We start from the raw sequence: 13,557 nt of genomic DNA on the forward strand, positions 1-13,557 counted from the left end.
TAACTATGAAGAAAAAATTAGCTCTCGTTGCTGTTCATGAAATATATGGTGTGAACGACCATATGCATCACGTTACCCAACACTTCACTTCATCTCATATAGATGTATTCTGTCCTAACCTTCTACAATCTCAACATGCATTTCATTACAGTGATGAAGAAAAAGCATATCATTTTTTTATGAATCATATTGGATTTGATGATGGAAAAGAGAAAATTGAAGAATTTATTACTCGTCTTTCTAGTCGTTACACACATATTGGACTTATCGGCTTTAGTGTTGGTGCTACCATCTCATGGCTATGCAGTAACAATCCGAAAATAGATTTTATTATTGGATGTTATGGTTCCCGTATACGTGACTATATTCATATAAAACCAACATGTGCTACCTTACTTATTTTCCCTGAAAAAGAAGCTAGTTTTTCAGTACCTTCTTTCATTCAAACATTGCAGCAACAAAACAATCCTTTACTTGAAATACAACAACTACACGGTGAACATGGATTTCTAAATCCGTACACTGAAAAATATAGCGAGAACTGTACAAAACAGGCATACACTATAATAGATTCATTTCTTGCAAAAACAATCTGATAAAGGAGATGTAAATGACACTTACATTACTCTTATTTCTTTTCATATTCATTGCCTTTTTCGCAGCGCTAACTATCATTTTTATAACCGTAAAAAAAGGGGAGTTTTTCAAACGCCCCCACTTACAATCTATTATCGTTTGCATTTTATTTTTTACAAATTGGATCTTATATGTAACAACTTTTTATACGTTACTTCCTGAGAAAGTTAGCGAATTCATATTCCTGCCCATATGGTTTTTTCTTTGTATTTTAGGATTTATCGTTTTCTGGCGCGAATGGAGAAACAATCGTGTGTTCTCCATATGTATCGGTTTTCTTTCTTTTATTAGTTTTCTATTTGGGTTATTGTTGTTAGTTCTTTCGGGGATGTAATAGAAAAGGAAGAAAAGCCAACAATCAACTTTTCTTCCTTCTATGTTTACCTTTAGTTTTCACTGTCACTGATTCACAAGGTGTGTAATATATTTGAGGTGTCGCCTTATCAACAAACATCATAAACGTAATGAAGCCGATAATAAAGAAAATAAACAGCGTTAACAAAATTGCTCCTATCGTTAAAAGTATCATAACACCACCCCTATATCGTTCATGTTATTACACTTTTCGCTATTATATGAGCGTAATCCTTTTTAGAAAAAGAAACGTAACAAAATAATCACAATCACTCCGATTAATACTGTACCTAATAAACTACGAGTATATATCGCTACAAGAAATGTTGGGATTGCTGCGATAAGATAATCCCACTGCATCGTCTCATGCATAAATAATACTTGTGCTAAAAGTGCTGCTAATATCGCAATTGGTATGTAATTTAACCATTTTAAACCCCAGTCTGGAATTTGTAGTTTGCTAAATACGAGTAGAGGTAAAATACGTGGCACGAGTGTGACAGCTCCAGCTGCTAGTAAAAGTAATAGTACGTCCAATCTCATTTCCATTTTTCAATCACAACTCCAATCGTCGCCGCTAGTAATGTTGCGATAATAACCGCTATACTATCTGGCATAAATAAGTGTGAAACGTATGCAATCATAATCGCTACAATTGCAACAGTAAGATGAATTGCTAGTTTCGGTTTACTACTTATGAGCTGCAGGACAAATAACCCGATAAACATTGCTGGTAATGCATAATCCATCCCGTACGTATGCGGATCGGGTATCCACTCACCAAACAACCCGCCAATAATAGTAGCAAGAATCCAATTTAAATACGCTGTGACATTTAACCCCATCATCCACCTGTCACCTACATATCCTTTTTGCGCTGCATGCTGCACTGCAACCCCGAACGTTTCATCTGTAATTTGAGAACCGATCATTACGTTTTTTAATAGTGGCAGTTTCGTAAAGTACGGCGCGAGCGCAGCACTCATTAGAAGGTGGCGTAAATTAACAAAAAAGACGGTAAAAATGATTGCTGAAGCAGGAGCACCCGCTGCATACATACCAGCTAATATAAATTGGGCAGAACCTGCATAAATTAAAGTGGACATAAACGCAATTTCAATGATGGAGAAACCTGCTGTTTTTGCAATTACACCAGCTGCTATACCGATGCTCAAATAACCAAATACAGTCGGTAAACAATCTTTTACTCCTTGCTGAAATGTATCATCGCTCTGCAAAGCTACATGTGCCTGAGCTTTACTCATCCGTATCATCCTCCATTCCCTTCATCGTTCGTTTTCCTGTTACGACATGAACTAAATCTATATTTTCACGCCATAACGTATCTAACTTATCCGCTCCGAATTCCTTCGTGATTTCTTCAATCATAATATCGTGCCGCACGTACTCTGTAGCAACGAGAACTAGTGCTGGGTCATGAGTTGTAACGGCCCATGAAGTACTATCATTTGAGAAGTTCGCAATTAATACTTCCTCTCCATCACGAGCAATAACAGTTAAATGACCACCCATTCTCTTTTCAACAACATGGGGCATCATATAATTATGGTGAAACGTTGCGCCTATTTTTGTATGGGGAGCACCAAATAAGATTGAAAATATATGTACGCCTTCCTCTTCCTTTTGATGAATATATGGTTCAATTTCATGCACTTGATCTTCCCATACAGAAATCCATAACTCTTCCTTCGCTCTATTAATTATATTGCATATTTCTTTTACAACACGATCATTTGAACGAATATGCGAAATTACATCTATTTGTCGCTCTTGTTCTAAACCATTTAATTTCTGGTCTAAAAATTCAAAGGACTTTTCAAAATCTTTTCGCATTCGATTCATTAACTCCGTAGCTGGTACTGGTACATATTTTACTGGTTCAGTAGGAACGATATGCACTGCTCCTTTATCCATCAATTTACCGAGTACTTCATAAATCATCGAACGAGGTACCCCTGTTTGCTTACTCACTTCATACCCTGTTACTGGGGAATGTTTTAGTAGTCCAATATACGCTTTACATTCATACTGGGAAAAACCTAACTTTTGTAATTCCTTTATAATTTCATCCATCAACAATCCCTCACATTCTATATAACTCTCATCTCAAAACGATACATATATATTAGTAGTTATTAGTATACCTACTAATATAAAAAAACAGATCCGCAAAGTCAATTGATAATTCTGAAATTTTAACAAAAAATAAAAAGCCTTCTTATGAAAGGCTTTTTATACGTAATCTTTCTGTTATTTTAACTGCAAAGGTTTTGATAACTTTCCCCCTAAATGCTCCCGTAAAGTAGAACCTGTATATTCATCTCTAAATACACCGGCCTTCACGAATAAAGGAATAACTTCACTAAAGAATAGATCTAGTGACTTTGGAGGTCCTCCTGGGATAGCAATAAATCCATCTAACGCTCCTGCCTCAAGCCTATCCATAATTTGTTTCGCAACGTCTTGCGCTGTACCAACCGCAACCCAATGAGCCGATCCAACAACTTCTGGTCGTTCTAGTATTTGTTCAACAGTTGGTTCATTTTTAATAATGTAGTGCCGTAATAATTCAGCGTGTGTTTTACTACGAACAGTTTGATTACGACTTGGCAACATTTCTTCCGTAATCTTGCTTTCTAGCGGAATTTCTCTCGCGTCTAATCCGAGAACCATTTCGAGTAACGCATATCTCTTTTCTTTTGTGAGATGTTGATGTGCTTGCCTATGCATCTCTAACGCTTCTTCATATGTATCACCGATAAAGAAATATAATCCCGGTAATACGCGTATATCATCTTGGTTACGGCCATGCTGTTCTGCTCTTCTTCTTAAATCTTGACACAATTCCATTCCTGACTCTACATCTGGCGTTGCAGCAAAAATTGCATCCGCAACAGAAGCAGCGAAATTCCGCCCTGACTCTGAAGCACCAGCTTGAAATAATGGTATTTCCCCTGAAATATGCTGCGGAATATTAAGAGGACCTCTCACCTTAAAGTATTCACCATTATGCTCAATAGGCTTTACCATCTCTCTAATCACATCAGGATTATCTACCTTCAATACTTCATTAGGGTGACTTCTCCAAAGCTTTCTTACTAACGCTGTACATTCCGCCGCTTTCGCGTATCGCTGCTCTGATGATGGCATTCCTTCCTCACCAAAGTTTTCAGCACCGTCAATGGATGTGACAATATTCCATCCTACTCGGCCGTTACTAATCCAGTGTAAAGATTGTAATTGCCTCGCTAATATATACGGTGGATAAAACGAAGTTGAAGCAGTCGTAACGACTCCAATTTTTTCTGTTGCATACGCAATAGCAGTAAACAGTAACGTCGGATCTAAAATGACATTTCCCTTATTACGAGCAATTAAATCTGGGTGCGCCACTAAATAATCTGCTTTAAAAACAAAATCTAACTTCGATTTTTCTGCCTGTTTCGCTAACTCTACTTGCTCATCAATTCCCGAATTAAACTCACTCTCTTGCTCTTTCTTTCTAGAAATTAAACATAATCCAATGCAAAGTTGTTTTTTTGTAGACATACACACCATCCCCTTGTTTTTAATTTACCTAGTTAAACAATGTTGCTGTCATTATGAAACTCCATTCTTATGAAAATAGATGAAATGATATTGATAATCATTATCATTTTATGATGTAACTGAAATAAAAGCAATAATAAAAAAAGACTTCCACTATGGGAAGTCTCCTATCTCAATATTTCATTCGCTTCTTTTTCATAAATTTTATCAAATGAAGTCATAACACGTTGTGATGCTGAAATCATTTTTTGATCCGTCATAAGATCAGCCATCTCTTTCGTCATATCTACATTTGAATTTTCTAGCATATGGTTTTTTACTAATCCTGTTCCATTCGGTAAATCAGCAATGTTCCCTTCTGCTAGTGCAAAGCTTTTGTTCTCTCTTTGCATTAGACGGGCATTCGTTTCTGTGTCTACTGTCTTCGTTTGCAAGCGGGCAATATTATTTTGTGTCACTTCATCATATAATGTACCATCTGCTTGTACAGCGACCTTTGCTCCTTCTGGAATACGAATACGTTCATTATTCTCTCCCATTACAAAAGCACCTGAAGATGTTTGTAAATAACGATCACTATTTAATGTAAAACTACCGTCTCTCGTCAAAAACGTTTCATCATTTTTAGATGTCACGAAAAATGATGATGTGCCGGCCGCACCGTCATCTAAAAAGAAATCTGTAGCACTATTTGTCATTTGTATATTTCCTTGTACTAAGTTCACATGCGTTGCGGCTGGTACTACAGCGTAATCAGTCGAACCAATATTTGTCACAGCCCCATCTCCGCGGCGATATGTGTCTTGTACATCAAATACTTTAGAAGTCATATTTTCTGCTTTAAATCCTGTCGTTTGAGCATTTGCAACGTTATTCGAATGAACATTAATACGCTGCATGTAATTCATCATACCCATAGAACCTATATAAAGACCGTTCATACTCGTTTGAATAAGGCAGTTGCCTTATCCTTCACCTCTTTTCTATGATGTTTGCAACATTTGTTTCGCTAAATGTTCAGCTGTAGCGATATGTATATGTTGCTTCACGTCTTGTCCGTCTGTCATTAATACAATTGGAGCTGATGATACTGCTGGAATTTTCAACAATTCACCACTACTAGCTGTTTCATCAAATTTCGTAAATACGATACCATCAATATGAATATCTTTAAAATTCGTAATGATTTCAATCATGTCTTTACTTTTCATCGACGCTGATAACGTTAAACAAATATAATCTGGCTCTACTTGTCCCATCGTTTCAATCATCTCTTCCACTGTTTCTGACGCACGATAATTTTTTCCGGCTGTATCAATTAAAATATAATCGACGCACGCTTCTTCTTTAAAATACGTAAGCGCCCTTGTCATTGCAGCTTCATCACGTACAGCGATTACTTCAAATCCCATTGTTTTTACGTAATCTTGCAGCTGTTGTACTGTTCCAATGCGTGAATGGTCTGTCGTAATAAAACCAACCGTTTTTTTCTTACCGTGAAACTGCCATGCCATTTTCGCAAGTGTCGTCGTTTTTCCAACTCCAGTTGGACCGATTAATGCAATTGTTTGTACTTCTTTTTCAAATACGTTTTCTGTGTTGAAATGAGATCTCATATCTTCTAATATATATCCGATCACTTCTTCTTCTGTAATCATCGTCGCATTCTCAAACTTCACTTTTAACTTTTCAGCATATGCATGAATGAAGTATTGTTCTACATCATTTTGTTCTAGCATGCGAATTACTTTTTGAATAATAAACGGTACAGATTCGTGCTTTTCTTTCTTTACAACCACTTCTTCTTTCTTGACAGGAACGACTTTTTTCACAGGTTTTTGCTTTTTCGTTACTTTCGTTTCTTCCGTCTGTTTCACAACGACGATACCTTTTTCAAACAACTTTAATAGTTTCTCTTTCTTTCTTGTCCATTCTTCACTATTTCCTGTTTGCATCGCCGCATATGACATAGAAGTCGTCACGTTTTCTAAATTGTGCAGTACCGATTGAATTCCGTTCGACTTCACAATTTGTTCTGAAGGATCATTCACAACTTCCATTAATTTTTCATGAAATTGAGCCGTGCCTTCATTCACTTCCTCTTGTTTATCCTCTGGAAAAGCAACTAACATTTCATAATTCTTTTTCCAAAAAAACGGGATATTTCGTTTTACACTTTCATCGACAACGTAATAATAATCTGTACCATATTGGTCAAATAACTTTCGATACAATTCATTTTTCGAAGCTGCTTTTATTCGCATTAATGCTTCTTTCTTTTCTGTATTTTCCATTACTTCACCCCCTACTATTCAATGTAAGCAATTTGATCTACAACAATTTCTGGAGCTAATTCACTAATACAAAGTACTTGTGCTTCTATTTGATAACGCTCTAGCAGTCTTACAATCGCAAATCTGAAATCTTTTCTACGCGTTAATAATACTGGTTCTCTTCCCATTAAGCGGGCTTGTTTAAATACGCGTTGTACTTGCTCAACAACTCGCGATTCTAAATCTAAATCCCAGTTTAATAAATAGCCTTGATAGGAATTGTTCACAACGTCCGCATCTAACTCGATTGAATCTGAGAAGAGCGCCGCGTAAATTTTACCGTCAGGATTTTTCGCATTTTCACAAATAACTTTTGAAATACATTCACGGACGAATGACGTTACACCGTCAACGTGGTTTTGATAAATTTCTTTTCCGTCAATAATACCTTCAATAATGGTTGGTAAATCACGAATAGAAATGCCTTCTTTTAAAAGTTGTTTAATAACATTTTGAACGAGTGATAAGTCGATTTCTTTCTTCTTAATCTCTTCTAATAAAACACCGTTATCATTTTCAAGCGAGTTAATTAAGTCTTTTACATGTTGACGCTGAATTAACTCATGAAGATTACGTCTAACGATAACATCTAAATGCGTAATTAATATGCTAAGTGGCTCTAATACTTGATAGCCTTTCATTTGTGCATCTTGTACCATATGCTCTAAAATCCAATATCCATCTTCACCGAAAATCGGATCTTTCGCTGGTTCTGCATCTAAATCGGCCATTACATTCGGTGTTTTCAGTGCTAATAAGTAACCTGATTTTAATACTCCTTCAGCTGCCTTCGCACCTTTAATACGAATAATGTAACGTCCCCGTGGTCTAAAACTCGTATTATCTTTAAAGTTAATGCCAGGAACGTTAATACCAAGGTCGGTAATAATCGACTTCCTCATTAGAACAACTTTATCTCGAGCTGTTTCCCCGTTAATTTTCTGCTTTACAAGTGCCGCTAAATCTAAACCGAGTTCTACTATAATTGGATATTTATCTGTAAATACTCCGAATGAATCTTCCACTTGTTGCAGTTGTTCATCTTCGCCTTGAATCATTTCTAATTCTTTTTGAAGCTCGTCTTCTTTTTCTTTCTTTATTCGGTTTTTATTACGAATTCCTAAGAAAATAATTGTTCCGCCAACGAGTGCGAATGGTAGAAATGGTAGCGGAGTGAAAATACCCATCGCAATAAATAAACCACCAAGCGCATATACAACAACTTCATGTGCTAATAACTCTTTAAAGATACCTTCAGTTACTGTATCAGGTGAACCGTCAAATACACGCGTTACGATAATACCCGTTGAAATCGCAAGCATTAACGAACCGATTTGGTTTACAATTCCGTCACCGACAGTTAACTGTGTATAGTGAATAGCTGCTTCAGCAAAACTCATGCCCTGCTGCATCATGCCGACAATTAAACCGAAAATAATGTTTACGAATAAAATGACGATCCCGAAAATAACGTCCCCTTTAATGAACTTCCCGGCACCATCCATCGCCCCGTAAAACTCTGTTTCCATATTTAACTTTTTTCGTTTTGCCTGTGCATCTTTTTCAGTAATAATACGCTGGTTTAAATCCGCATCGATTGACATTTGTTTCCCAGGTAAAGAATCAAGTGTAAAACGAGCTGCAACTTCAGCTGTACGAGACGCACCGTTTGCAACGATAAACTGGAATATGATTAATACTATAAAAATAACGATACCAATTAATAAGTTCCCGCCAATTACGAACTGACCGAACTCTTCAATAACATGCCCAGCATTTCCGTCTGTCAAAATCGCTCGCGTCGTCGATACGTTAATCGATACGCGGAAAATCCCGATTAATAACAACATCGTTGGAAATGACTTTAATTCATCCCACTCGTTAATACTTGTTGCTCGCATATAAATAAGCACTGACATACTTAGTAAAAAAACGATAACGATATCAAGTATAAATGGTGGAAGTGGAATTAAGAGCGCCACTACGAATGACGCTGCTAAAAAGATAGAAAAATAGGTTCTTGCAGAATCTATCTTAAACACAAGAGATCTCCTCCAACCGCGCTATTATACTTCAAGTTCATTCGTTTGAATTAAATAGCGCATAACTTCAATTACAGCTACGTATAAATCTTCTGGAATCGTCTCATCTTCCTCGACTTGATAATATAAAGAACGAGCAAGCGGACGGTTTTCCACCATTGGTATTTCTTGTTCACGGGCAAGCGTTCGTATATATAATGCGAGCTCATCTTCCCCTTTTGCAACGACAATTGGCGCCGCATCAACCTGTTTATTGTACCGAAGTACGACCGAAATATGAGTCGGGTTGTTTACAATAAACGTTGCGCCATCCATTTTCTTCGCAATTGTCCCTTGCAAGATGGCATGCATAAAGTTTTTTCGTTTCCCCTTTACTTGCGGGTCCCCTTCATTATCTTTATGCTCTTGTTTTACTTCTTCTTTTTTCATCTTAATATCTTGTTCGTATTCCCACTTTTGATAAATAAAATCAATAATAGAAAGAACGATTAAAATAATTAAAATAGCTAAAAAGATAAATTTAATTTGCCTTATAATTTCAGAAAGTGACGCAGTCCAGTTAAATCCAATCATACTCACGATTTTCTCTAAATTCTTTTTAAAGAGAACGTAAGCGACGTAACCAATTAACCCCATATAAAATAGTGATTTCAAAATATCTACTAAACTTTTACGACTAAACAATCTCGTAAAATAGTTTTTTGGATTAATACGTGACGCTTTCGGCTTAATGACTTTAGAAGAAAATAAGAAACCGACTTGAATCATATAATTAAATAAATGAAAAGCGTATACGAGTATTAATATCGGCGCTGATACTTTTAGTAATAAAATACCCATTAAATAAAAATACTGTGTTGAATCTGTATTTTTTCCAATTTGATCAAACAGTACCGCTACAGAATTTGCAATCTCATATCCGAGCCAATCTCCGAAAAAGTAAACGACAACTGCTAATACAAGTATGGAAAATAAATTATTTAAATCTTTACTCCGGGCAATATTCCCTTCTTCACGCGATTTCTTACGCTTCTGCGGGGTGGCCTTTTCTGTTTTATTATCCTTTGCCATGCGCGTCCCCCTACTTCGTTAAGAAAAAGTTAAATAGTTTCGTATATTCCTCAAGCAATACGTCCGTCATATTTTTAAACACATAACCGAGCATTGGTACACTCATCGCAATAAACAAAATACCACATGTGATTTTAATGACATACGCATTCATAAAAACGTTTAATTGCGGAGCGTTTTTTGCGATTAAAATTAAAACAAAGTTAATGATAAACAAACTTCCCATAAGCGGAAGAGCAATTTCAACCGCTGATGTAATCGCAAATAATAACGTTGCGAGTAGACTATCTAGAAAACTAGTCGTCAGCAATTTTGAAATCGCCTCTGTATATTGAAACGACTTTAAAATCGTGGCAACGAAATAATTAATGCCGCCAAGTGAAATAAAAATAATGAGAAAAAATATATCAAAAATGGTTGAAAGTAAAGTAGACTGTGAACCTGCATTTACATCAAACAAACTTGCCTGTGATAAACCGATATCAAAGTCTAAAATATGCCCTGCCATTTTTGGAATATTCCACAGCATTTCTACAATTTTTGAAAGCGATAATCCAATCACAATTTGCGTTCCTGCATAAGCTGCCACGTCCCAAGTTGTCTTTATGTGAGAGACATCAACTTGATCGGCAACTGTAATCGAAAGAGCAAGTCCTACTGTAACCTTCGCCATCGCTGGAATCGATCGACCTGAGAAAAACGGTAAAAAATATAAAAATGAAGTAATGCGGCAAAACGCAAAAAACGTCGCCGCCCATAATTCCATATTCATTTCAGTTCACCTATCTTAGTACGAACGCAATAGCGATGGGATTTTATCAAATAAATCTAAAATAAGCATCGTTAACTCTTGAAACATCCACGGACCTAAAATGATAATAACGAGCACAATACTCGCCATTTTCGGTAAAAACGTCAGCGTTTGCTCTTGAATTTGCATCATCGCCATAATAACCGCGATAATAATAACGACAATCAAACTTACAACGGCAATCGGCATTAAAATCATAACCCCTTTATAAAAAAAGGTTTGAAAAATATCTATAATTGGTGACGTATTCATTTATATGACTCCTATCACATAGCATCAAACTCTTCAGGCGACCGTTTTAAACATAATATCGACGATTTTTGTATATCCACCCAAATATACGAAAACGAGTATTTTAAATGGTAAACTTAAAATCATCGGCGGTACCATCATCATCCCGAGGTACATTAAAAGTGTACTAATAATTAAATCTATAAATACAAACGCTAAATAAATGAACATCCCTGTTAACAATCCTTTTTGAATTTGCGTTAACGTGAAGGATGGTACGAGCGTAAATAAAGAAAGATCTTTCAAATCTTTCGGTAACTCTTCTCCGCGCACTTTCAGCATCATCTTTAAATCATGCTTATACGTATGCTTTGACATATACTCTTTCATAATCGGAGCTGTCGTCTCCGCAGCTTGACTTACTGTTATTTTCTCTTTCGTCATCGGATCCCACACATCACTCTTCAGCTGCCCAAGTACAGGCTGCATCGTAAAGAGTGATAAAAATAAGGCAAGTCCAACGAGTACTTGGTTCGGTGGTAAATTCATTACCCCAAGTCCTTGACGTGTAATCCCAAGAACGATCATAAAATAAGTAAAATGTGTAAATAATAGAACGATAGAAGAAGATAATGATAAAAGGGTAACGAGCACAAATAGCTGTACACTGGAATTACTCGTAAACTCTTTTCCATTTTCGAAATTAATAAAACCGTTTTGGGCCGCATACGCTGGATTTACAAAAATAATTGAAAAAACGATAGAAAATACGAAAATAACGGCTAATAATGATAACTGTTTCTTTATTCTCATGATGGATCCTCTACTTTTTTCGTTTCACTCTTCACCGCATCTTCTAGCGCTTGTTGAAACTGATTTCCTGTTCCTGTTAATTGCACAGATTGGACACCGTTATTACTAATAACAGTGAACACTTGCTTGCCATCTACTTCAAATAAAAAGGCACTCGTTTGATGATTTAAATAAACGCCGTCCTTCACTTGAATATGGCCATTTTCACCTTGTTTAAAAAACTGCTGCTTGCGCGTCTTTTTCGTCATATAATATGCACCGTATCCGAGCGCACCAAACAGTAAAACGACTTGAAATAAGGTCGTCATATACGACATATGACTCCTCCTCTACTCTTTATCTAGCATTTGACTTTGCGCTTTCATAAGCGCAGCTTGCTTCTTATCAGCTTCAATTTCAGAAATGATAATACCGAACTTCTCGTCCATTACAATCGCTTCACCAATGCCAACTTTCATATTACTTAAATACACATCTACTTTATGTCCTAAGTTTTTCTCTACTTCAAGAACATCGCCCACTTTTAACTCTTTCACATCACCGAGCGTAATAGATGATTTCCCAAGCTTTACACCAAGTTCAATCGAAATATCCGAAACAGTATCAATATGTGCTTTACCCGCTTCATTTCGCTTTCCTGCAAATTCTTCTAATCCCATTAATGACACAGGAGATACTTCATGCTTCATATGGATCCTCCTACTCTACAAAACTTTTAAATAGGAGCGCCTTACGCGTTCCATCTTTACCAATAAAACAATTAAATTTATGTTTTCCATCTACAAAACCGAGTAATTCATCTGAAACTTTCGTATGAAGCGGAATAATATCGCCTTCTTCAATTTGTTCAATGTCACCCATTGTCATCTTCTGCTCACCAATCGCAACATGAACAGGTTTAAACACTTGATTTACTTTCACTTCCACTTCAGACGTGTACTTTTTACGCTTATCCGAAGAATGTTCGACAATATTTTCAGACGTTAACTTATCCATAATTTCTTCAACAGATAAGAACGGAATACCGATACGCACCGTCGTATTCCAAAAATCTGTTTTCATATTTACGTTCAGTAATGAAATGATATCGCTCGCTGTCGTAATCTTTAATGCATTCGGATCTGTCTCTGTCGTTACAAATTTCGGTTTAATTGCCACAACACTTTCAAATGATTGTTCTAAATTTTTACATAGAAGTGCAAAAATATTATCAAGCGTTAAAAACTCGAATGCAGTTAACGGTCTACGCATCGTAAAATTACGTTTACTATCTCCGCCAAGCCAACACTCATGAATGTAAATAACAAATGCTAAATCAATCTCAATAACAATTTCTCCAAGCTCTGGAAGTCCGAGATCAATGACGCAATATAAATAATAATCTTTCGGCATTTTCTCCACATACTCACTCGTAAATGGAACTTGCTCCACTGTCGAAGGATCTAACTCAATCGGAATACGTATACGCGCAGATAACGTCTGTGACGTCTGTTTACCAAACGTAGACGCAATCGCTTGCAAACTACGTAAATGTTCAACACCGAACTTCTCCGGTCTATTAAAATCATACTCTTGAAATTTATCTTGCTTCCCTGCTTCTTGTGCGAAAGCTGGCATTTCCTCGCCTTCATTTACCGCCTTCAGCAGGGCATCAATTTGCTCTTGGCTTAATTTATCGCCACTCATGAAAATCCCC

At 36.5% G+C, this 13,557-nt stretch carries 17 protein-coding genes; 2 read left to right on the forward strand and 15 right to left on the reverse strand.

The features are described 5' to 3' along the window. The first annotated feature begins 5 nt into the window (after window positions 1–5). Both BAQ44_RS12770 and BAQ44_RS12775 read left to right on the forward strand, forming a co-directional pair. A complete protein-coding gene (locus BAQ44_RS12770) occupies window positions 6–596 on the forward strand; it encodes a dienelactone hydrolase family protein (protein ID WP_071721947.1) in 591 nt (196 codons plus the stop codon). A gap of 14 nt (window positions 597–610) precedes the next feature. Continuing rightward, window positions 611–970, forward strand: a complete 360-nt coding sequence (locus tag BAQ44_RS12775) for a hypothetical protein (RefSeq protein ID WP_061680566.1) — start codon at window positions 611–613, stop codon at window positions 968–970. 24 nt (window positions 971–994) lie between these two features. Here BAQ44_RS12775 and BAQ44_RS12780 read toward each other — a convergent pair whose 3' ends face one another. From BAQ44_RS12780 to fliM, 15 genes are all read right to left on the reverse strand, one after another. Further along, on the reverse strand, window positions 995–1,165 hold the full coding sequence (locus tag BAQ44_RS12780) for a DUF3951 domain-containing protein (RefSeq protein WP_000602236.1): 171 nt from the start codon (window positions 1,163–1,165) through the stop codon (window positions 995–997). A gap of 62 nt (window positions 1,166–1,227) precedes the next feature. Next, entirely contained in the window at window positions 1,228–1,539 is a 312-nt protein-coding gene (locus BAQ44_RS12785; protein WP_071721891.1) for an AzlD domain-containing protein, read from the reverse strand. Further along, on the reverse strand, window positions 1,530–2,255 hold the full coding sequence (locus BAQ44_RS12790; RefSeq protein ID WP_071721892.1) for an AzlC family ABC transporter permease: 726 nt from the start codon (window positions 2,253–2,255) through the stop codon (window positions 1,530–1,532). The genes BAQ44_RS12785 and BAQ44_RS12790 overlap by 10 nt, the downstream gene beginning before the upstream one ends. Then, entirely contained in the window at window positions 2,248–3,084 is an 837-nt protein-coding gene (locus tag BAQ44_RS12795; protein WP_071721893.1) for a TrmB family transcriptional regulator, read from the reverse strand. The genes BAQ44_RS12790 and BAQ44_RS12795 overlap by 8 nt, the downstream gene beginning before the upstream one ends. Before the next feature lie 177 nt (window positions 3,085–3,261). Next, window positions 3,262–4,560 carry an NtaA/DmoA family FMN-dependent monooxygenase gene (locus BAQ44_RS12800; RefSeq protein WP_071721894.1) on the reverse strand — a complete coding sequence of 433 codons (1,299 nt, stop codon included), beginning with the start codon at window positions 4,558–4,560 and terminating at the stop codon, window positions 3,262–3,264. A gap of 167 nt (window positions 4,561–4,727) precedes the next feature. After that, window positions 4,728–5,501, reverse strand: coding sequence for a flagellar basal-body rod protein FlgG (locus BAQ44_RS12805; RefSeq protein ID WP_071721895.1), 774 nt, complete (start codon window positions 5,499–5,501; stop codon window positions 4,728–4,730). A gap of 42 nt (window positions 5,502–5,543) precedes the next feature. Beyond that, complete coding sequence (gene flhF, locus BAQ44_RS12810) at window positions 5,544–6,854, reverse strand: flagellar biosynthesis GTPase FlhF (protein ID WP_071721896.1); 1,311 nt, start codon at window positions 6,852–6,854, stop codon at window positions 5,544–5,546. 14 nt (window positions 6,855–6,868) lie between these two features. After that, window positions 6,869–8,935 carry a flagellar biosynthesis protein FlhA gene (flhA, locus tag BAQ44_RS12815; protein ID WP_071721897.1) on the reverse strand — a complete coding sequence of 689 codons (2,067 nt, stop codon included), beginning with the start codon at window positions 8,933–8,935 and terminating at the stop codon, window positions 6,869–6,871. 24 nt (window positions 8,936–8,959) lie between these two features. Further along, complete coding sequence (flhB, locus tag BAQ44_RS12820) at window positions 8,960–10,006, reverse strand: flagellar type III secretion system protein FlhB (RefSeq protein WP_071721898.1); 1,047 nt, start codon at window positions 10,004–10,006, stop codon at window positions 8,960–8,962. A gap of 10 nt (window positions 10,007–10,016) precedes the next feature. After that, on the reverse strand, window positions 10,017–10,778 hold the full coding sequence (locus BAQ44_RS12825; RefSeq protein WP_001055716.1) for a flagellar biosynthetic protein FliR: 762 nt from the start codon (window positions 10,776–10,778) through the stop codon (window positions 10,017–10,019). Between the two features lie 15 nt (window positions 10,779–10,793). Continuing rightward, window positions 10,794–11,069: a flagellar biosynthetic protein FliQ gene (locus BAQ44_RS12830; RefSeq protein WP_001098080.1), complete on the reverse strand. Its 276-nt coding sequence runs from the start codon at window positions 11,067–11,069 to the stop codon at window positions 10,794–10,796. Window positions 11,070–11,102: 33 nt separating this feature from the next. Continuing rightward, a complete protein-coding gene (locus BAQ44_RS12835; RefSeq protein WP_071721899.1) occupies window positions 11,103–11,861 on the reverse strand; it encodes a flagellar type III secretion system pore protein FliP in 759 nt (252 codons plus the stop codon). After that, window positions 11,858–12,178: a hypothetical protein gene (locus tag BAQ44_RS12840; protein WP_000121176.1), complete on the reverse strand. Its 321-nt coding sequence runs from the start codon at window positions 12,176–12,178 to the stop codon at window positions 11,858–11,860. Before BAQ44_RS12840 ends, BAQ44_RS12835 begins: the two co-directional genes overlap by 4 nt. Before the next feature lie 12 nt (window positions 12,179–12,190). After that, window positions 12,191–12,550 (reverse strand): flagellar motor switch protein FliN, encoded by a 360-nt coding sequence (fliN, locus tag BAQ44_RS12845; RefSeq protein WP_000680019.1) that lies wholly within the window; start codon window positions 12,548–12,550, stop codon window positions 12,191–12,193. A 10-nt stretch (window positions 12,551–12,560) separates the two neighbouring features. Beyond that, window positions 12,561–13,547, reverse strand: coding sequence for a flagellar motor switch protein FliM (fliM, locus tag BAQ44_RS12850; RefSeq protein WP_071721900.1), 987 nt, complete (start codon window positions 13,545–13,547; stop codon window positions 12,561–12,563). Between the last annotated feature and the right edge of the window lie 10 nt (window positions 13,548–13,557).

This window comes from Bacillus mobilis (assembly GCF_001884045.1).
Lineage (GTDB): Bacteria > Bacillota > Bacilli > Bacillales > Bacillaceae_G > Bacillus_A > Bacillus_A mobilis.